We start from the raw sequence: 20,155 nt of genomic DNA, 5'->3' as shown, positions 1-20,155 counted from the left end.
GCCGCGGCCCCACTTCAGTCAGGAGAGACCGGTGTCAGACGTCCGTGTGATCATCCAGCGGGATTCCGAGCGGGAAGAACGCGTGGTGACGACGGGCACTACGGCCGCCGAGCTCTTCGCCGGCCAGCGCTCGATCATCGCGGCGCGCGTGGCCGGTGACCTCAAGGACCTCGCCTACGAGGTCAAGGACGGCGAGACCGTCGAGGGTGTCGAGATCTCCTCCGAGGACGGTCTGAACATCCTGCGCCACTCCACCGCGCACGTCATGGCGCAGGCCGTGCAGGAGCTGTTCCCCGAGGCCAAGCTGGGCATCGGCCCGCCCGTCAAGGACGGCTTCTACTACGACTTCGACGTCGAGAAGCCCTTCCACCCCGATGACCTCAAGGCCATCGAGAAGAAGATGCAGGAGATCCAGAAGCGCGGGCAGCGGTTCTCCCGCCGCGTGGTCACCGACGAGGCCGCCCGCGAGGAGCTGGCCGACGAGCCGTACAAGCTGGAGCTGATCGGCCTCAAGGGCTCCGCGTCCAGCGACGACGGCGCGGACGTCGAGGTCGGCGCCGGCGAGCTGACGATCTACGACAACCTGGACGCCAAGACCGGCGAGCTGTGCTGGAAGGACCTCTGCCGTGGTCCCCACCTGCCCAGCACCCGCGCCATCCCGGCGTTCAAGCTGATGCGCAACGCCGCGGCCTACTGGCGCGGCAGCGAGAAGAACCCGATGCTCCAGCGCATCTACGGCACCGCCTGGCCCACCAAGGACGAGCTGAAGGCCCACCTGGAGTTCCTCGCCGAGGCCGAGAAGCGCGACCACCGCAAGCTCGGCAGCGAGCTGGACCTGTTCTCCATCCCGGAGCAGATCGGCTCCGGCCTCGCCGTCTTCCACCCCAAGGGCGGCATCATCCGCCGGGTGATGGAGGACTACTCGCGGCGCCGCCACGAGGAGGAGGGCTACGAGTTCGTCTACACCCCGCACGCGACGAAGGGGAAGCTCTTCGAGACCTCGGGCCACCTGGACTGGTACGCCGACGGCATGTACCCGCCCATGCAGCTCGACGAGGGCGTGGACTACTACCTCAAGCCCATGAACTGCCCGATGCACAACCTGATCTTCGACGCGCGCGGCCGCTCCTACCGTGAGCTGCCGCTGCGCCTGTTCGAGTTCGGCACCGTGTACCGGTACGAGAAGTCGGGCGTCGTGCACGGCCTGACCCGCGCCCGCGGCTTCACCCAGGACGACGCGCACATCTACTGCACCCGCGAGCAGATGTCGGAGGAGCTCGACAAGACGCTCACCTTCGTCCTGAACCTGCTGCGCGACTACGGCCTGAACGACTTCTACCTCGAGCTGTCCACCAAGGACCCGGAGAAGTTCGTCGGCTCGGACGAGGCGTGGGAGGAGGCCACCGAGACGCTGCGCCAGGTCGCCGAGAAGCAGAACCTGGAGCTCGTGGCGGACCCGGGCGGCGCCGCCTTCTACGGCCCGAAGATCTCCGTCCAGGCCAAGGACGCCATCGGCCGCACCTGGCAGATGTCGACGATCCAGCTCGACTTCAACCTGCCCGAGCGCTTCGAGCTGGAGTACACCGGCGCGGACGGCGGCAAGACCCGCCCGGTCATGATCCACCGCGCGCTGTTCGGCTCCATCGAGCGGTTCTTCGCGGTGCTCCTGGAGCACTACGCGGGCGCGTTCCCGGCCTGGCTGGCGCCCGTCCAGGCGGTCGGCATCCCGATCGGCGACGCGCACGTCGAGTACCTGGAGAAGTTCGCCGTCGCCGCCAGGAAGCAGGGGCTGCGCGTCGAGGTCGACTCCTCCTCCGACCGGATGCAGAAGAAGATCCGCAACGCCCAGAAGCAGAAGGTGCCCTTCATGGTCATCGCGGGCGACGAGGACATGGCCAACGGCGCGGTCTCCTTCCGCTACCGCGACGGCTCCCAGGAGAACGGCATCCCGCTCGACGAGGCCATCGCCAAGATCGCGAAGGTCGTCGAGGACCGGGTGCAGGTCTGACCGTCCGGTTCGACAGCGTGGGACGGGCCCCCGGGCGGATTGCGGGGGCCTTTCCCTGTCCCCGGGGGCGACGCCATATGCTGCACGCATGACGAGTGAGCCGGAGCAGCAGCTGGGAGTCGGGACGCAGGACGCGTTCCAGCGTCTGTGGACGCCCCACCGGATGGCCTACATCCAGGGCGAGAACAAGCCGAGCGGCCCCGGTGCCGACGACGGCTGCCCCTTCTGCTCGATCCCGGCCAAGTCCGACGAGGACGGTCTGATCGTCCGGCGCGGCGAGCACGTGTACGCGGTGCTCAACCTGTACCCGTACAACGGCGGCCACCTGATGACGGTGCCGTACCGCCACGTCGCCGACTACACCGAGCTGAACGCCGTGGAGACCGCGGAGCTGGCCGAGCTGACCAAGCAGGCGATGACGGCGCTGCGCACCGCGTCCGGCGCCCACGGCTTCAACATCGGCATGAACCAGGGCGCGGTGGCGGGCGCGGGCATCGCCGCCCACCTCCACCAGCACCTCGTCCCCCGCTGGGGCGGCGACACGAACTTCATGCCGGTGGTGGGCCACACGAAGGTGCTCCCGCAGCTGCTCGGTGACACCCGCAAGATGCTGGCGGAGGCCTGGCCCTCCGCCTAGTACGCGGCCGCGTACCGGCGAGGCGCCCTAAGCGTTGTAGAGGTCCGCCTTCCCCGGCGTGGGATCCTGCACGGCCGTGCTGAGGAACGACGACCGCGTGCCGAACTTCTCCGTGTCCACGCCGTTCTCGTCCAGCACCCGGATCGCCGCCGAGTGCACCACCCGCAGCACCGGCGCCGCCGCGCGCAGGGCGTCGTCGGCCATGAACCGGTGCCGCCACGGCTGGTCCGCCCAGGCGTGCCGCAGGCCGAACGGCTCCGGCAGCGTGATCGTGCCGCCGAGCCAGTTCAGCAGCGGGGGATACCAGGTGAGCGGCGCGCGCACGGCGAGCCGCACCACCTCGTTCGCGGTGACCAGCGGGAGCATCACCTTGCGGGTCTCCCACGGCTTGAACGACTTGGCGACCTCCTTGGACGGCGCCTCCGGCTTGGTGGTGAACAGCGGGTTCACCGGGCCGAGGGCGTGTCCGGTCACCTCGATGCGCAGCGTCTCGTGCAGCACGGTCACCGTGATCAGCATGGTGATGACCAGCTGGCCGTCCCACAGCGTCCACTGGACGCCCAGGTAGTGCCGGTCGCCCGCGCCGAACTGCTGCTTGTTGCAGATCTCCTGTATCGCGTGCGACTTGACCTGGTACGCCTCGACGTCCGTGCCCTCCGGACGGGACACCGCCTTGGCGTTCTCCCCGATCGGCGTGACGACCCAGTGCCGTATGGAGGGCTTGGTGAAACCGCCGGTGTTCAGCGGGCCGCGCTCCAGCATGCGCAGCTGGTCGTGGACGGCCTTCACGACGTCCCAGCTGCGGAAGGGGTGGATCTCCCGGTCCGGGTCGGCCGGCGCCAGGTTCTCGGCGAGCTGCCAGCTGCCCCAGCGGGTGCCCATGCCGAGTATGCCCTTGGGACCGGCGTAGAAGACGGAGTTGGACTGCTGCTCGGCGCCGAGCCTGGCCAGGGACTGGCGCAGCTGCTCGGCCGCGGTCTCGCCCGGGTTGCTGGGCACCGCCTCCGGAACCTTGGCGCCCACGCCGCTGCCCGACAGCAGTCCGTCCCAGCGCTCGCGCAGGTCTCGCGCGGTGCCCTCGCAGATCCGCTTGGCCCAAAACCAGCCCACCACCGGCATGACGACCGTCGCGCGCCCGTACCAGGCCCAGAAACCGGAGAAGGGCATCTTGACGAGGAAGAGCACGGCCAGCGCGGCGATCGCCAACAGCACCGCGGTGCCCAGCGCCCCGGCCTGCTTGTTCTCCGCCTTGGAGACGGTGGTGCGGATCTGGAAGCCGAGCAGCCACACCAGCGCGCCGGGCAGGAAGAGCAGCCCGCACACCACGCTGACCATGGTCAGCCGGTTGTCACGGTTCTTGCGGATGCCGTTGGCCGCGAGGCAGTGCTCGACCACGACCTGCGGCTCGGCGCCGAAGGACTGGATGAGGGGCTTGCGGTCGCCGCCCAGCATGCGGTCGGCCACCGCGCGGGAGAACGCCTCGCCGAGGTTGGGCCGGAACACCGTGGCCCAGGACCGGCCGGTGTTGACGGTCGTTTGGTGCCACTCGTTGTCGGCCTTCTTGATCTCCTCCATCGGGCTGTCCCGGTAGGCGGCCGAGGCCAGCGCGAAGGTGGCCGTCTGGCCGCCGTCGTCCGTGCGCGGCACCTGCGGTCCGAAGAAGTCCGCGTACCCGCCGTCAACGGTCATTCCCGCCCCCTGATCGCCACCACTGTCGCTCCTGCGGCCTTCCCGACTTCCCTGCCCCGCACACCTGTTGATCTGGTCATCAGCGTATCCGCCGGCACCGGCACGCGTCACGGGACGCCCGAAGGCGCCCCCCGTGCGCGCGGATCGGCCGCCGGACGCGCCGTCGCACGCCGGGGTGGCGGACACCGGCCCGGGGCAGCGGCCTCCTGCGGCGGACCCCGCACCGCAGGACCCGGCCTCGCTACGAGGCCGCCCTCACCTCCTCGCGCAGCCGGTCGGCGACCTGCGCCGGCATCGGTTCGTGCCGTGCGTAACGGCGGTCGAAGCGCGCCGTGCCGTGCGAGAGGGAGCGCAGGTCCACGGCGTACCGGCCGATCTCGATCTCGGGCACCTCGGCCCTGATCAGGGTCCGGCCACCGCTGGTCTGCTCGGTGCCCAGCACCTTGCCGCGCCGTCCGGACAGGTCGCTCATCACCGCGCCCACGTAGTCGTCGCCGACCAGCACGCTCACCTCGGCGACCGGCTCCAGCAGGTGGATCTTCGCCTCCGTCGCGGCCTCCCGCAGTGCCAGCGCGCCCGCCGTCTGGAACGCGGCGTCGGAGGAGTCCACCGAGTGCGCCTTGCCGTCGAGCAGCGTCACCCGCACGTCGATCAGCGGGTGGCCCGCGGCGACGCCCTTGGCCGCCTGGGCGCGTACGCCCTTCTCGACGGACGGGACGAACTGCCTGGGCACCGCGCCGCCGACGACCTTGTCCACGAACTCGATGCCCGAGCCGCCCGGCAGCGGCTCCACCTCGATCTCGCAGACGGCGTACTGCCCGTGCCCGCCGGACTGCTTGACGTGCCGTCCCCGCCCGGCCGCCCGGCCGCCGAACGTCTCGCGCAGCGGAACCCGGTGGGGGACCACGTCGACCTGGACGCCGTAGCGGCTGCGCAGCCGTTCCAGCGCCACGTCGGCGTGCGCCTCGCCCAGGCACCACAGGACCACCTGGTGGGTGTCCTGGTTGTGCTCCAGGCGCATCGTCGGGTCCTCGGCCACCAGCCGCGCCAGCCCCTGGGACAGCTTGTCCTCGTCGGGTCTGCTGTGCGCCTCGATGGCGAGCGGCAGCAGCGGGTCCGGCATCTCCCAGGGGGCCATCAGCAGCGGGTCGTCCTTGGCCGAGAGGGTGTCCCCGGTCTCCGCGCGGGTCAGCTTGGCCACGCAGGCCAGGTCGCCCGCGATCACGTGCGAGACCGGCCGCTGCTGCTTGCCGAACGGCGTGGACAGGGCACCGATCCGCTCGTCCACGTCGTGGTCCTCGTGGCCCCGGTCGGTCAGCCCGTGCCCGGACACGTGCACCGTCTGGTCGGCGCGCAGGGTGCCGGAGAAGACGCGGACCATCGAGATGCGGCCCACGTACGGGTCGGAGGACGTCTTGACGACCTCCGCGACCAGCGACTCCTCCGGGTCGCACATCCGCAGCTCGCGCCCGGCGCCCTCCAGGGTGGTGACCCGGGGTGCCGCGCGCTCCAGGGGCGTCGGGAAACCGCGCGTGATCAGCTCCAGGAGCTCGACGGTGCCCAGACCCTGCCGGGCGCCCTCGGCGGCCGGGGCGGCGGCCAGCACGGGGAAGAACACCCCGCGCGCCACGGCCCGCTCCAGATCCTCGATCAGCGTCCTGACGTCGACCTGCTCGCCGCCGAGGTAGCGCTCCATGAGGGTCTCGTCCTCGCTCTCCGAGATGATCCCCTCGATCAGCAGGGAGCGGGCCTCGTCGAGCTGCGGCAGATCCGCCTCCCCCGGCTCCGAGGCCACACGCTCCCCCGAGGCGTAGTCGAACAGCTTGCGCGACAGCAGTCCGACGAGCCCCGTCACGGGCGCGTGCCCGTCGGGGGCGGCCGGTCCGTGCAGCGGCAGGTACAGCGGCAGTACGGCGTCGGGGTCGTCGCCGCCGAACGCCTCCGCGCAGATCCGCGTCGTCTCCTCGAAGTCCGCGCGGGCGGCCTCCAGGTGCGTGATCACGATGGCGCGCGGCATCCCGACCGCGGCGCACTCCTCCCAGACCATGCGGGTCGAGCCGTCCACCCCGTCGGAGGCCGAGACGACGAAGAGGGCCGCGTCCGCCGCACGCAGACCGGCCCTCAGCTCACCGACGAAGTCGGCGTACCCGGGAGTGTCCAGGAGGTTGATCTTGATGCCGTCCCATTCGACCGGCACCAGGGAGAGCTGTACGGAGCGCTGCTGGCGGTGCTCCATGTCGTCGTAGTCCGAGACGCAGCCGCCGTCCTCCACGCGGCCCGCCCGGTTCACCGCCCCCGCCGTCAGCGCGAGGGCCTCCACCAGAGTCGTCTTGCCCGATCCGGAGTGGCCGACCAGCACCACGTTCCGTACGGAGGTGGGATGGTCGGCCGCCGTCGCCCTGCCGGCGGCTCCGGGGTGGGTGTGTGCCTTGTCGCCCATGTCCTTGCCTCCCGTGCACGGTGAGGTCGCTGTGGGCGCGGACACGCGGGACCGCGTGCACTGGCGGCTCCGGCGACGCCCGCGGTCCTTCGAGCTTTCCACTCCCTTCACGCCGCGTCCATACGAAGGAGCCGATCCCGCCGCCCCGCCGGCCGCCGGGCGACGGCTCCGGGTGCCCGGCCACCGACCACGCGCGCGCGTGACTACGATGGGCCAGCCGGTGGCCAGCAAGGGTCGCGGCGCCACACCGACCGTCGGGAAGGCCATGCTGAACAAGTACGCGCGTGCATTTTTTACGCGTGTCCTCACACCGTTCGCCGCGTTTCTCATCCGCCGGGGCGTCAGCCCCGACACGGTCACGCTCCTCGGCACCGCCGGTGTGGTCGCGGGTGCGCTGGTCTTCTACCCCATGGGTGAGTTCTTCTGGGGCACGGTCGTGATCACGCTCTTCGTCTTCTCCGACCTCGTCGACGGCAACATGGCCCGCCAGCTCGGCCGTTCCAGCCGCTGGGGCGCCTTCCTGGACTCCACCCTCGACCGGGTCGCCGACGGCGCGATCTTCGGCGGACTCGCCCTCTGGTACGCGGGGTCGGGCGACGACAACATCCTGTGCGCGGTGTCGATCTTCTGCCTGGCCAGCGGTCAGGTCGTGTCCTACACCAAGGCGCGCGGCGAGGCGATCGGCCTGCCGGTGGCCGTGAACGGACTGGTCGAGCGCGCCGAGCGCCTCGTCATCTCGCTGGTCGCCGCGGGCTTCGCCGGACTGCACAAGTTCGGCGTCCCCGGCATCCAGTACCTGCTGCCGGTCGCCCTGTGGATCGTCGCCGTCGGCAGCCTCGTCACGCTGGTCCAGCGTGTCGTCACGGTCCGCCGGGAGGCCGCCGAGGCCGACGCCGCCGCACAGGAGAACCAGGGCACCGAGGCGGCGAAGTGAGCGCTCGGGACCGCCTCGCCGACGGTCTGTACGGTGCCGGCTGGGGCACCGTGAAGAAGCTTCCCGAGCCCGCCGCGGTGCGGCTCGGCCGAACCGTCGCCGACCTCGCCTGGAAGCAGCGCGGCGCGGGTGTGCGCCGCCTGGAGGCCAACTACGCGCGCGTGGTGCCCGACGCGGGCCCCGAGCGGCTCGCCGCCCTCTCGCGCGCGGGCATGCGCTCGTACCTGCGCTACTGGATGGAGTCGTTCCGGCTCCCCGCGTGGAGCACCGAGCGGATCAGGAGCGGCTTCACGCCCGAGGACCTGCACCACCTCACCGAGGGCATGGCGGCGGGCAAGGGCGTGGTGCTCGCCCTGCCGCACCTGGCCAACTGGGACCTCGCCGGTGCCTGGGTCACCACGGAGCTGGGCATCCCGTTCACCACGGTCGCCGAGCGCCTCAAGCCGGAGACGCTGTACGACCGTTTCGTCGCCTACCGGGAGGGCCTCGGCATGGAGGTCCTGCCGCACAGCGGCGGCGCCGCCTTCGGCACGCTGGCCCGGCGGCTGCGCGACGGCGGCCTGGTCTGCCTGGTCGCCGACCGCGACCTGTCCGCCTCCGGCGTCGAGGTCGACTTCTTCGGCGAGACGGCCCGGATGCCGGCCGGCCCTGCCCTGCTCGCCCAGCAGACGGGCGCGCGGCTGCTGCCGGTGACGCTCTGGTACGACGACTCGCCCGTGATGCGGGGCCGGGTGCATCCGCCGGTCGAGGTGCCCGCGTCAGGCACCCGGGCCGAGAAGACGTCCGTCATGACACAGGCGCTGGCCGACGCCTTCGCCACGGGCATCGCCGACCACCCGGAGGACTGGCACATGCTGCAGCGCTTGTGGCTGAAGGACCTCGACCCCGCCAAGGCACCCGGGGCACCGGGAGCGGACCCGGCGCCGGGAGCGGCCGAGGGGCGGGGCGGCGCGTCGTGAGGATCGGCATCGTCTGCCCGTACTCCTGGGACGTGCCGGGCGGCGTCCAGTTCCACATCCGCGACCTCGCCGAGTACTTCGTCCGGCTCGGCCACGAGGTGTCCGTCCTGGCCCCCGCCGACGACGACACCCCGCTGCCCCCGTACGTCGTCTCCGCCGGCCGCGCGGTGCCGGTGCCGTACAACGGCTCGGTGGCCCGGCTGAACTTCGGCTTCCTGTCGGCGGCCCGGGTGCGGCGCTGGCTGCACGACGGCGGCTTCGACGTCATCCACATCCACGAGCCGACCTCGCCCTCGCTCGGTCTGCTGACCTGCTGGGCGGCGCAGGGCCCGATCGTGGCCACCTTCCACACCTCCAACCCGCGTTCCCGCGCGATGATCGCCGCGTACGCGATCCTCCAGGCCGCCCTGGAGAAGATCAGCGCCCGGATCGCCGTGAGCGAGTACGCCCGCCGCACGCTCGTCGAGCACCTGGGCGGCGACGCGGTCGTCATCCCCAACGGCGTCGACGTCGACTTCTTCGCCGACGCGGAGCCCAAGTCCGAGTGGCAGGGCGACACCATCGGCTTCATCGGGCGCATCGACGAGCCCCGCAAGGGCCTCCCGGTGCTCATGCGGGCCCTGCCGAAGATCCTCGCGGCCCGCCCGCAGACCCGGCTGCTCGTCGCGGGCCGCGGTGACGAGGAGGAGGCCGTGGAACGCCTGCCCAGGGAACTGCGCTCCCGCGTCGAGTTCCTCGGCATGATCAGCGACGAGGACAAGGCCCGTTTCCTGCGCAGCGTCGACCTGTACGTGGCACCCAACACCGGCGGCGAGAGCTTCGGCATCATCCTGGTCGAGGCCATGTCGGCCGGTGCCCCCGTCCTCGCCTCCGACCTGGACGCCTTCGCCCAGGTCCTCGACCAGGGCGCGGCCGGCGAACTCTTCCCCAACGAGGACGCCGACGCCCTGGCCGACGCGGCGGTGCGCCTGCTGGCCGACCCGGAGCGGCGCACCGCGCTGCGGGAGCGGGGCAGCGCCCACGTACGGCGCTTCGACTGGTCCACGGTCGGCGCGGACATCCTGTCGGTCTACGAGACGGTCACCGCGGGAGCGGCGGCGGTGGCGGCGGACGACCGGGCGACGGGCCTGCGGGCGCGCTTCGGCCTGGCGAGGGACTGACCGCGGGGCGCCCGCCACGGGTGGTCGCCCCCGGTGGGGAGGACCCACCGCCGGGTGACCGTCACCGGCGTCGGGCGGCCGGCCCGCGGCGGCGAGGGACCGGCCGCCGGGGTGCCCGCCTTGGGTGTGCGGGGTGGCCGGTCCGCGCTGGTGCGGGGCCGGCCGCCCGGGTGCCTGTCACGGGTGTGGGTGGCCGGTCGGCGGGGCGGCCTGTCACGGGTCTGGGGTGGCCGGCCGCCGGGGTGCCCGCCTTGGGTGCGCGGGGTGGCCGGTCCGTGGCGGTGGCGACAGGCGGACCGCCTGGGCGTCCGCCACGGGCGTGGAGCAGCCGGCCCGCCCTGAGCAGCCGGCCGGTGTCGTGCCGACCGGCGGGGACGTGCCCCCGCACGCCGGGGCCCACCGCCGGACGCGGGTCCGCCGACGGGAGGGCAGGCGGCGGGCCCGGCCCGTCGGAGCCGTACGCGGCGCACCGGCTCCGTCCGGCCCACCGATAGGGTTGCCGCCCGTGACCGCAACCCTCATCTGGATCCTGGTCGTCCTCGTCGCCGTCGGCCTGTACCTCAGCTGGACGGCCGGCCGCCTGGACCGGCTGCACGCCCGGATCGACGCCGCCCGCGCCGCCCTGGACGCACAGCTGCTGCGCAGGGCGTCCGTGGCCCAGGAACTCGCCACCTCCGGCGTGCTCGACCCCGCCGCCTCCATGGTCCTCTACGAGGCCGCGCACGCCGCCCGGCAGGCCGAGGAGGAGCTGCGGGAGGTCGCCGAGAGCGAGCTGAGCCAGGCCCTGCGCGCCGTGTTCGCCGACGCCCAGCAGGTGGACGCGCTGCGCGAGGCGCCCGGGGGAGAGGCGGCGGCCCACGAGCTGGCCGAGGCCGTGCGCCGGGTGCCGATGGCCCGGCGTTTCCACAACGACGCGGTGGGAGCCGCCCGCAGGCTGCGCGAGCACCGCAAGGTGCGCTGGTTCCGCCTCGCCGGGCACGCACCCTTCCCGCTGGCCTTCGAGATGGACGACGAGTCGCCGGCCGCCCTGGTCGAGCGGGCGGCGTAGCCCCTGCCGTCGGCGCCCGCGGCGAAAACGATCCACCGCCTTCCCATTGGCCCTTGCTGTGGCCTGCTCGCCTCGCGTTTCCTCGTTGCTGCAGAAACCCCCTTCCCCTCAGCGAGGTACCCGTGTCCAGCACGCTCCCCGAAAACCAGACCCCCGAGACCGGCACCGCCCGCGTGAAGCGCGGCATGGCCGAGCAGCTCAAGGGTGGCGTCATCATGGACGTCGTCACGCCGGAGCAGGCGAAGATCGCCGAAGACGCGGGCGCCGTCGCCGTCATGGCCCTGGAGCGCGTCCCGGCCGACATCCGCAAGGACGGCGGTGTGGCCCGGATGTCCGACCCGGACATGATCGAGGGCATCATCAACGCGGTCTCCATCCCCGTGATGGCCAAGTCCCGCATCGGCCACTTCGTGGAGGCCCAGGTCCTGCAGTCCCTCGGCGTCGACTACATCGACGAGTCCGAGGTCCTCACCCCGGCCGACGAGGTCAACCACAGCGACAAGTTCGCCTTCACCACCCCCTTCGTGTGCGGCGCGACCAACCTGGGCGAGGCCCTGCGCCGGATCGCCGAGGGCGCGGCCATGATCCGCTCCAAGGGCGAGGCCGGTACCGGCAACGTCGTGGAGGCCGTCCGTCACCTGCGCCAGATCAAGAACGAGATCGCCCGGCTGCGCGGCTACGACAACAACGAGCTGTACGCCGCCGCCAAGGACCTGCGCGCCCCGTACGAGCTGGTCAAGGAGGTCTCCGAGCTGGGCAAGCTGCCGGTGGTCCTCTTCTCCGCCGGTGGTGTCGCCACCCCGGCCGACGCCGCGCTCATGCGCCAGCTGGGCGCCGAGGGCGTCTTCGTCGGCTCCGGCATCTTCAAGTCCGGCGATCCCGCCAAGCGCGCCGCCGCCATCGTGAAGGCCACCACCTTCTACGACGACCCGAAGATCATCGCGGACGCGTCCCGCAACCTGGGCGAGGCCATGGTCGGCATCAACTGCGACACCCTCCCCGAGGCCGAGCGCTACGCCAACCGCGGCTGGTAGGACACCGAACCCATGAGCGACACCCCCGTCATCGGCGTCCTGGCCCTCCAGGGCGACGTACGGGAGCACCTCGTCGCCCTGGCCGTGGCCGACGCCGTGGCCAGGCCGGTGAGGCGCCCCGAAGAACTCGCCGAGGTGGACGGCCTGGTCATCCCCGGCGGCGAGTCCACGACGATCTCCAAGCTCGCCGTCCTCTTCGGCGTGATGGAGCCCCTGCGCGCCCGTGTGCGGGACGGCATGCCCGTGTACGGCACCTGCGCCGGCATGATCATGCTGGCCGACAAGATCCTCGACCCGCGCTCGGGGCAGGAGACGGTCGGCGGTATCGACATGATCGTGCGCCGCAACGCCTTCGGGCGGCAGAACGAGTCCTTCGAAGCCGCCGTCGGCATCAAGGGCGTCGAGGGCGATCCCGTGGAGGGCGTCTTCATCCGCGCGCCCTGGGTCGAGTCCGTGGGCGCCGCCGCCGAGGTGCTCGCCGAGCACGACGGCCACATCGTCGCCGTCCGCCAGGGCAACGCGCTGGCCACCTCGTTCCACCCGGAACTGACCGGCGACCACCGCGTGCACGCGCTCTTCGCCGACATGGTGCGCGCGAACCGGGCGGCTCGGTCCTTGTAGGATTCCTGCGTTCGTTGCAGGAGATGGGTTACGCGAAGGAGACAGGCAGATGTCCGGCCACTCTAAATGGGCTACGACGAAGCACAAGAAGGCCGTGATCGACGCCAAGCGCGGCAAGCTCTTCGCGAAGCTGATCAAGAACATCGAGGTCGCGGCGCGCATGGGCGGCGTCGACGTCGAGGGCAACCCGACGCTGTACGACGCCATCCAGAAGGCGAAGAAGCAGTCGGTCCCGAACAAGAACATCGACTCCGCGGTCAAGCGCGGCGGCGGCCTGGAGGCCGGCGGCGCCGACTACGAGACGATCATGTACGAGGGTTACGGTCCCAACGGGGTCGCGGTGCTCATCGAGTGCCTCACCGACAACCGCAACCGCGCCGCCTCCGACGTCCGCGTCGCCATGACCCGCAACGGCGGCTCCATGGCCGACCCGGGCTCGGTGTCGTACCTGTTCAACCGCAAGGGCGTCGTGATCGTGCCCAAGGGCGAACTGTCCGAGGACGACGTCCTCGGCGCCGTCCTCGACGCGGGGGCGGAGGAGGTCAACGACCTCGGCGAGTCCTTCGAGGTGCTCAGCGAGGCGACCGACCTGGTCGCGGTCCGCACCGCGCTCCAGGAGGCCGGCATCGACTACGAGTCGGCCGACGCCAACTTCGTCCCGACCATGCAGATCGAGCTGGACGAGGAAGGCGCGCGGAAGATCTTCCGGCTCATCGACGCCCTGGAGGACAGCGACGACGTGCAGAACGTCTTCGCCAACTTCGACGTGAGCGACGAGGTCATGGAGAAGGTCGACGCCTGACGCGTCCCCTCTCAGCGGGCCGACGGGGACACACCCCGTCGGCCCGTCGTCTTGTCAGTGGCACCCGATAGCCTGCACAAACAGGTGATCGACGAGAGGGGGCGGCGTGCGCGTACTGGGGGTGGACCCCGGGCTGACCCGTTGCGGGGTCGGTGTCGTGGAAGGCGTCGCGGGCCGGCCGCTCACCATGATCGGCGTCGGCGTCGTCCGCACGCCAGCGGACGCCGACCTCGGCCACCGTCTCGTCGCCGTCGAGCAGGGCATCGAGCAATGGCTGGACGAGCACCGGCCGGAGTTCGTCGCCGTGGAGCGCGTCTTCAGCCAGCACAACGTCCGTACGGTCATGGGCACCGCCCAGGCCAGCGCCGTCGCCATCCTGTGCGCGTCCCGCCGCGGCATCCCCGTCGCCCTGCACACACCCAGTGAAGTCAAGGCGGCCGTCACCGGCAGCGGGCGCGCCGACAAGGCGCAGGTCGGCGCCATGGTCACCCGCCTGCTGCGGCTCGCAGCCCCGCCCAGACCGGCCGACGCCGCCGACGCCCTCGCCCTCGCCATCTGCCACATCTGGCGCGCCCCCGCGCAGAACCGGCTCCAGCAGGCGGCGGCCCTCCACGCCGCCCGGAGCCCGCGCCGCCCGCAGACCGCCCACCCCCCGAAAGGCCGCCCCGCATGATCGCCTTCGTCAGCGGCACCGTCGCCGCCCTCGCCCCCGACGCCGCGGTGGTCGAGGTCGGTGGCGTCGGCATGGCCGTGCAGTGCACGCCCGACACGCTCTCCACCCTGCGGCTCGGCAAGCCCGCCAAGCTCGCCACCTCCCTCGTGGTCCGCGAGGACTCGCTCACGCTCTACGGCTTCGCCGACGACGACGAACGCCAGGTCTTCGAGCTGCTCCAGACCGCCAGCGGCGTCGGTCCCCGCCTCGCCCAGGCGATGCTCGCCGTGCACCGGCCCGACGCCCTGCGCAGAGCCGTCTCCACCGGCGACGAGAAGGCCCTCACCGCCGTCCCCGGCATCGGCAAGAAGGGCGCGCAGAAGCTGCTCCTGGAACTGAAGGACCGCCTCGGCGAGCCGGTCGGCGCGCCCGCCGTCGGCGCTCCGGTCAGCTCCGGCTGGCGCGACCAGCTGCACGCAGCCCTGATCGGCCTCGGGTACGCGACCCGCGAGGCCGACGAGGCCGTCGCCGCCGTGGCGCCGCAGGCGGAAGCCGCCGGAGGGACGCCACAGGTGGGCGCGCTGCTGAAGGCCGCCCTGCAGACGCTGAACCGCGCCCGCTGACCACGCCCGCCACCACCGACCGGTGCGCCACGGCAAGGAGAACGAAGTGAACTGGGACGACACGACCGACGCGGAAGCCGCCGCCGAGCGGCTGGTGGGCGCTGTCGCCGACGGCGAGGACCAGGCCGTGGAGGCCGCGCTGCGCCCCAAGGACCTGGGCGAGTTCATCGGCCAGGAGAAGGTCCGCGAGCAGCTCGATCTGGTGCTGCGGGCCGCACGCGCGCGCGGCGCGACCGCCGACCACGTGCTTCTCTCCGGCGCCCCGGGCCTCGGCAAGACCACCCTTTCGATGATCATCGCGGCCGAGATGGAAGCCCCCATCCGCATCACCTCGGGGCCCGCCATCCAGCACGCCGGCGACCTCGCCGCGATCCTCTCCTCCCTCCAGGAGGGCGAGGTGCTCTTCCTCGACGAGATCCACCGCATGTCGCGGCCCGCCGAGGAGATGCTCTACATGGCGATGGAGGACTTCCGCGTCGACGTCGTCGTCGGCAAGGGCCCCGGCGCCACCGCCATCCCCCTGGAGCTGCCCCCCTTCACCCTGGTCGGCGCCACCACGCGCGCGGGACTCCTGCCGCCCCCGCTGCGCGACCGCTTCGGCTTCACCGCCCACATGGAGTTCTACGGACCGGCCGAGCTGGAACGGGTGATCCACCGCTCCGCGGGCCTGCTCGACGTCGAGATCGACACCACCGGCGCCGCCGAGATCGCCGGCCGCTCCCGCGGCACCCCCCGCATCGCCAACCGCCTGCTGCGCCGGGTCCGCGACTACGCCCAGGTCAAGGCCGACGGTCTGATCACCCAGGAGATCGCAGCGGCCGCCCTCGCGGTCTACGAGGTCGACGCCCGGGGCCTGGACCGGCTCGACCGGGGAGTGCTGGAGGCCCTCCTGAAGCTGTTCGGCGGCGGGCCGGTCGGCCTGTCCACGCTCGCCGTCGCCGTGGGGGAGGAGCGTGAGACAGTGGAAGAGGTCGCCGAACCCTTCCTCGTACGGGAGGGTCTGCTCGCCCGCACCCCACGCGGGCGGGTGGCCACTCCGGCCGCTTGGGCACACCTCGGCCTCACCCCGCCGCGTCCACAGAGTTCAGGAAACGGACAACAGGACTTGTTCGGGGCGTGACGACCCGGTCACGAGGGGCACATTCGCCGGAGCAGGAACCCCGGTGCCATGCTGAGCGTTGTTCCATGCGCGCGGACTCGCTTAGACTCCGCCGATGCCGCCCTAGTCGGCGGCGTACACACCCCCAACCCAGGCCGCTCACCATCGCGGTCGTGTGAAGGAAGTACCGACCCGTGAGTCTCGTGACCCTCCTCCCGTTCATCGTGCTCATCGGGGCCATGTTCCTGATGACGCGGTCGGCGAAGAAGAAGCAGCAGCAGGCCGCCTCCATGCGGAACGAGATGCAGCCCGGAACCGGTGTCCGCACCATCGGGGGCATGTACGCCACGGTCAAGGAGGTCAACGACGACACGGTCCTCCTCGACGCCGGCCCGGGTGTGGAGCTGCTCTTCGCCAAGAACGCCATCGGCGCCGTCCTCTCCGACGACGAGTACAACCGCATCGTCCACGGCATCGAGTACGACCTGAAGTCCGACGCGGACGTCGTCCCCGACGACGCCTCCTCCCTCACCGGGACCGACGCCCCCGCCGACGCCTCCTCCGACGACAAGTCCGTCGACCTCGGCAAGAAGGCCGAAGAGCCGGCCGGCGAGACGGCCGACGAGCCGACGGTCGACGCCGCGCCCGCCGAGGCGAAGACGGACGAGCAGGCGAAGAAGTCCGACGGCGGTTCCGAGGCGAAGTAAGCCGTGCCCGGGGTGCGCGGGACAGGGTCCCGCGCACCCCGCGTGACGCGCGGCTCGCACGGATCCGGACACCATGTGATGGCCGCCGGTGACGCCTTCTGGGCGCGAAGCGGCCCGAGAGGGAGTACACCAAGGTGGTAGCACCTAAAAAGGGAAAGAATGCGAGCGCTCAGAGTAAGCCCGGGCGCTCGCTGGCCCTGATCCTGATCGCCATCGTGGCGCTCACCGGAGGCATGTTCGCCTCCGGGCACACGACTCCGCGTCTCGGTATCGACCTGGCGGGCGGCACGAGCATCACACTCCGGGCCGTGCCGGAGGCGGGCCAGGAGTCCGCGATCAACAAGACCAACATGGACACCGCGGTTGACATCATGAACAACCGTGTCAATGGTCTGGGTGTTTCCGAGGCCGAGGTCCAGACCCAGGGCGACCGGAACATCATCGTCAACATCCCCAAGGGGACGAACTCGAAGGAAGCCCGGGAGCAGGTCGGCACCACCGCCAAGCTGTACTTCCGTCCGGTCCTGGCCACCGAGCTCTCCGGTGCCGACGCGACCGGCAGCCCCTCACCGAGCGAGACCGGCGGCGCCTCGGACAAGGCCACCGACAAGGCCACCGACAAGGCCACCGACAAGGCCACCGACAAGGCGACGGACAAGGCCACGGACGGTGACAAGGCGACCGACGGCGACAAGGCCACCGACGGCGACACGCCGAGCAGCGGCACCCCGTCCGACGCCGCGTCGGCCAGCGCCACCACGCAGGGCCGCGCCGCCAGCGACGCCCTGAAGGCCGACCCGACCCCGTCCGCCAAGAGCTCCGACGGCGCCTCCCCGTCGCCGAGCGCCAGCGCCTCCGGCGACGACGCCACCGCCAAGCTGCAGCAGCAGTACGCGGCCCTGGACTGCACCGACAAGGGCGCCCGTGCCAAGGCCGGCAAGGGTGCCAAGCCGGCCGACTCGACGGTGGCCTGCGGCCAGAACTCGCAGGGCCAGTGGCAGAAGTACATCCTCGGCCCCGCGGCGGTCGACGGCACCGAGGTCGACAAGGCCGACGCCGTCTACAACACGCAGACCGCGGCCGGCTGGACCGTGACGATGAAGTTCACGGACAAGGGCAGCAAGAAGTTCGCCGACATCACCGGCAAGCTGGCGCAGAACCAGTCCCCGCAGAACCAGTTCGCCATCGTCCTGGACAACGAGGTCGTCTCCGACCCGTACGTCAGCCAGGCGCTCACCGGCGGCAACGCGGAGATCTCCGGCAGCTTCGACCAGGAGGAGGCCCAGAGCCTCGCCAACATGCTGTCCTACGGCGCGCTGCCGCTGACCTTCAAGGAGGACAGCGTCACCACCGTCACCGCCGCGCTCGGCGGTGAGCAGCTCAAGGCCGGTCTGATCGCGGGCGCGATCGGTCTCGCCCTGGTCGTCCTCTACCTGCTGTTCTACTACCGCGGACTCTCGTTCATCGCCGTCTGCTCGCTGCTCGTCTCGGCCGGCCTCACCTACGTGATCATGGCGCTGCTCGGCCCGACCATCGGCTTCGCGCTGAACCTGCCGGCGGTGTGCGGTGCCATCGTCGCGATCGGCATCACGGCGGACTCGTTCATCGTGTACTTCGAACGCGTCCGCGACGAGATCAGGGAGGGCCGCACGCTGCGTCCCGCCGTCGAGCGGGCCTGGCCGCGCGCCCGGCGCACCATCCTGGTCTCCGACTTCGTGTCCTTCCTCGCCGCCGCGGTGCTCTTCATCGTCACCGTCGGCAAGGTGCAGGGCTTCGCGTTCACGCTCGGTCTGACGACCCTGCTCGACGTGGTGGTGGTGTTCCTCTTCACCAAGCCGCTGCTGACGCTGATGGCCCGGCGCAAGTTCTTCGCCAGCGGCCACAAGTGGTCGGGCCTCGACCCCAAGGCCCTGGGCGCCAAGCCCCCGCTGCGCCGCACCCGCCGTCCGTCCCGCCCCGCCGGCCCTGTCGACCCGAAGGAGGCGTGAGAGATGTCGAAGCTCGGCACGCTCGGCGCCCGACTGCACCACGGTGAGGTCGGCTACGACTTCGTCAAGAACCGCAAGATCTGGTACGGCATCTCGATCCTCATCACCATCACGGCCATCGTCGGCCTGGCGGTGCGCGGCCTGCACATGGGCATCGAGTTCCAGGGCGGCGCGGTCTTCACCACTCCGAAGAACATGAGCGCCTCGGTCTCCCAGACCGAGACCTGGGCGGAGGAGGCCTCCGGGCACGACGCGATCGTCCAGAAGCTCGGCGACGGCAGCCTGCGCATCCAGATCGCGGGCACCGACACCGGGCAGTCGGACCAGATCAAGGACGAACTCTCCAAGGACCTGGACGTCCCGGCGGAGAAGATCAACGCCGACCTGGTCGGTCCCAGCTGGGGCGACCAGATCGCGAACAAGGCATGGCAGGGCCTCGGGATCTTCATGGTCCTCGTGGTGATCTACCTGGCGATCGCGTTCGAGTGGCGGATGGCACTGGCCGCCTTCGTCGCGCTGATCCACGACATCACCATCACGGTGGGCATCTACGCCCTCGTCGGCTTCGAGGTCACCCCGGGCACCGTGATCGGTCTGCTGACGATCCTCGGTTACTCGCTCTACGACACGGTCGTCGTCTTCGACAGCCTCAAGGAGCAGACGCGGGACATCACCAAGCAGACCCGCTGGACCTACGCGGAGATCGCCAACCGGTCGATCAACAGCACCCTGGTCCGCTCCATCAACACCACGGTGGTCGCCCTGCTGCCGGTGGGCGGCCTGCTGTTCATCGGCGGCGGTGTCCTCGGCGCCGGCATGCTCAACGACATCTCGCTGTCGCTGTTCGTCGGTCTCGCCGCGGGCGCCTACTCGTCGATCTTCATCGCCACGCCGCTCGTCGCCGACCTCAAGGAGGCCGAGCCGCAGATGAAGGCCCTCAAGAAGCGGGTCCTCGCCAAGCGGGCCCAGACGGCGGCCAAGGGCGAGCAGGCACCGGACGCCGAGGCGGAGACGCCGTACGCGGACGACGAGCCCGACGACGCGGCGCCGGCGGTCGTCGGCCCGCGGAACCAGCCCGCGTCCCGCGGCCGGGGACGCGGCCGGCCCTCGGGGAAGCGCCGATGACCGGAACCACCGGCCTCACGGAGCTGCTCCTGAGCCGCATCAGGGACGTGGCCGACCACCCGGAGCCGGGCGTGGTGTTCAAGGACATCACCCCGCTCCTGGCGGACCCGGCGGCGTTCGCCGCGCTGACCGACGCGCTCGCCGAGGTCGCCGGGCGCACCGGTGCCACCAAGGTCGTCGGCCTGGAGGCCCGCGGCTTCATCCTCGGCGCCCCGGTGGCCCTGCGGGCCGGCCTCGGCTTCATCCCCGTACGCAAGGCGGGCAAGCTCCCCGGAGCCACCCTCAGCCAGGCGTACGACCTGGAGTACGGCTCCGCCGAGATCGAGGTGCACGCCGAGGACCTGAGCGCGGGCGACCGCGTGCTGGTCGTCGACGACGTCCTGGCCACCGGCGGCACGGCCGAGGCCTCGCTGGAGCTGATCCGGCGGGCCGGGGCCGAGATCGCGGGCGTCGCCGTCCTGATGGAGCTGGGGTTCCTGGGCGGGCGCGCCCGGCTGGAGCCGGCCCTGTCCGGGGCGCCGCTGACGGCGCTGCTCACGGTCTGAGCCACCCGCACCGCACCCTGGGGCGGGCCCGGAGGAATCCGGCGCCCGCCCCAGGCGTTGCAGGAGTCGACGGCCCTCACACCG

General features: G+C 71.5%; 18 protein-coding genes. 16 read left to right on the top strand and 2 right to left on the bottom strand.

Annotated features, from left to right (window positions below; genetic code table 11):
• Positions 1–31: 31 nt before the first annotated feature.
• Together thrS and ACIBCJ_RS33965 are read left to right on the top strand one after the other, a co-directional pair.
• Positions 32–2,008, top strand: coding sequence for a threonine--tRNA ligase (thrS, locus tag ACIBCJ_RS33970; protein WP_362097118.1), 1,977 nt, complete (start codon positions 32–34; stop codon positions 2,006–2,008).
• Positions 2,009–2,096: 88 nt separating this feature from the next.
• Positions 2,097–2,645 carry an HIT domain-containing protein gene (locus ACIBCJ_RS33965; RefSeq protein WP_362097115.1) on the top strand — a complete coding sequence of 183 codons (549 nt, stop codon included), beginning with the start codon at positions 2,097–2,099 and terminating at the stop codon, positions 2,643–2,645.
• Positions 2,646–2,672: 27 nt separating this feature from the next.
• Here ACIBCJ_RS33965 and ACIBCJ_RS33960 read toward each other — a convergent pair whose 3' ends face one another.
• Both ACIBCJ_RS33960 and ACIBCJ_RS33955 read right to left on the bottom strand, forming a co-directional pair.
• Positions 2,673–4,334 carry a hypothetical protein gene (locus ACIBCJ_RS33960; protein WP_362097113.1) on the bottom strand — a complete coding sequence of 554 codons (1,662 nt, stop codon included), beginning with the start codon at positions 4,332–4,334 and terminating at the stop codon, positions 2,673–2,675.
• A gap of 241 nt (positions 4,335–4,575) precedes the next feature.
• On the bottom strand, positions 4,576–6,774 hold the full coding sequence (locus ACIBCJ_RS33955) for an elongation factor G-like protein EF-G2 (protein WP_365980561.1): 2,199 nt from the start codon (positions 6,772–6,774) through the stop codon (positions 4,576–4,578).
• Positions 6,775–6,982: 208 nt separating this feature from the next.
• On the opposite strand from ACIBCJ_RS33955, the gene pgsA reads away from it, so the two are divergent.
• From pgsA to ACIBCJ_RS33885, 14 genes are all read left to right on the top strand, one after another.
• Positions 6,983–7,708 carry a phosphatidylinositol phosphate synthase gene (gene pgsA, locus ACIBCJ_RS33950; RefSeq protein ID WP_362097417.1) on the top strand — a complete coding sequence of 242 codons (726 nt, stop codon included), beginning with the start codon at positions 6,983–6,985 and terminating at the stop codon, positions 7,706–7,708.
• Positions 7,705–8,667: a phosphatidylinositol mannoside acyltransferase gene (locus ACIBCJ_RS33945; RefSeq protein ID WP_365980560.1), complete on the top strand. Its 963-nt coding sequence runs from the start codon at positions 7,705–7,707 to the stop codon at positions 8,665–8,667. The genes pgsA and ACIBCJ_RS33945 overlap by 4 nt, the downstream gene beginning before the upstream one ends.
• Positions 8,664–9,827, top strand: a complete 1,164-nt coding sequence (locus ACIBCJ_RS33940; RefSeq protein ID WP_362097104.1) for a glycosyltransferase family 4 protein — start codon at positions 8,664–8,666, stop codon at positions 9,825–9,827. The genes ACIBCJ_RS33945 and ACIBCJ_RS33940 overlap by 4 nt, the downstream gene beginning before the upstream one ends.
• 505 nt (positions 9,828–10,332) lie before the next feature.
• A complete protein-coding gene (locus tag ACIBCJ_RS33935) occupies positions 10,333–10,875 on the top strand; it encodes a hypothetical protein (protein WP_164412786.1) in 543 nt (180 codons plus the stop codon).
• 122 nt (positions 10,876–10,997) lie between these two features.
• A complete protein-coding gene (gene pdxS / locus ACIBCJ_RS33930; RefSeq protein ID WP_133888095.1) occupies positions 10,998–11,909 on the top strand; it encodes a pyridoxal 5'-phosphate synthase lyase subunit PdxS in 912 nt (303 codons plus the stop codon).
• 12 nt (positions 11,910–11,921) lie between these two features.
• Entirely contained in the window at positions 11,922–12,530 is a 609-nt protein-coding gene (gene pdxT / locus ACIBCJ_RS33925) for a pyridoxal 5'-phosphate synthase glutaminase subunit PdxT (protein ID WP_362097099.1), read from the top strand.
• Between the two features lie 49 nt (positions 12,531–12,579).
• Positions 12,580–13,332, top strand: a complete 753-nt coding sequence (locus ACIBCJ_RS33920; RefSeq protein ID WP_362097096.1) for a YebC/PmpR family DNA-binding transcriptional regulator — start codon at positions 12,580–12,582, stop codon at positions 13,330–13,332.
• 106 nt (positions 13,333–13,438) lie between these two features.
• Complete coding sequence (gene ruvC / locus ACIBCJ_RS33915; protein WP_365980559.1) at positions 13,439–14,005, top strand: crossover junction endodeoxyribonuclease RuvC; 567 nt, start codon at positions 13,439–13,441, stop codon at positions 14,003–14,005.
• On the top strand, positions 14,002–14,607 hold the full coding sequence (gene ruvA / locus ACIBCJ_RS33910; protein WP_362097090.1) for a Holliday junction branch migration protein RuvA: 606 nt from the start codon (positions 14,002–14,004) through the stop codon (positions 14,605–14,607). Before ruvC ends, ruvA begins: the two co-directional genes overlap by 4 nt.
• A gap of 46 nt (positions 14,608–14,653) precedes the next feature.
• Positions 14,654–15,727: a Holliday junction branch migration DNA helicase RuvB gene (gene ruvB / locus ACIBCJ_RS33905; RefSeq protein WP_362514516.1), complete on the top strand. Its 1,074-nt coding sequence runs from the start codon at positions 14,654–14,656 to the stop codon at positions 15,725–15,727.
• A gap of 173 nt (positions 15,728–15,900) precedes the next feature.
• Complete coding sequence (gene yajC, locus ACIBCJ_RS33900; protein ID WP_362097084.1) at positions 15,901–16,413, top strand: preprotein translocase subunit YajC; 513 nt, start codon at positions 15,901–15,903, stop codon at positions 16,411–16,413.
• A gap of 134 nt (positions 16,414–16,547) precedes the next feature.
• Positions 16,548–18,401 carry a protein translocase subunit SecD gene (secD, locus tag ACIBCJ_RS33895; RefSeq protein WP_365980558.1) on the top strand — a complete coding sequence of 618 codons (1,854 nt, stop codon included), beginning with the start codon at positions 16,548–16,550 and terminating at the stop codon, positions 18,399–18,401.
• Positions 18,402–18,404: 3 nt separating this feature from the next.
• Positions 18,405–19,526: a protein translocase subunit SecF gene (gene secF / locus ACIBCJ_RS33890; protein WP_362097078.1), complete on the top strand. Its 1,122-nt coding sequence runs from the start codon at positions 18,405–18,407 to the stop codon at positions 19,524–19,526.
• A complete protein-coding gene (locus ACIBCJ_RS33885) occupies positions 19,523–20,071 on the top strand; it encodes an adenine phosphoribosyltransferase (RefSeq protein WP_362097075.1) in 549 nt (182 codons plus the stop codon). Before secF ends, ACIBCJ_RS33885 begins: the two co-directional genes overlap by 4 nt.
• Positions 20,072–20,155: the final 84 nt, after the last annotated feature.

Origin of the sequence: Streptomyces sp. NPDC051136 (genome assembly GCF_044455745.1) — a bacterium.
Lineage (GTDB): Bacteria > Actinomycetota > Actinomycetes > Streptomycetales > Streptomycetaceae > Streptomyces.
The sequence above is the reverse complement of the archived record's forward strand: the minus strand, read 5'-3'. Positions and strand labels throughout refer to the sequence as shown.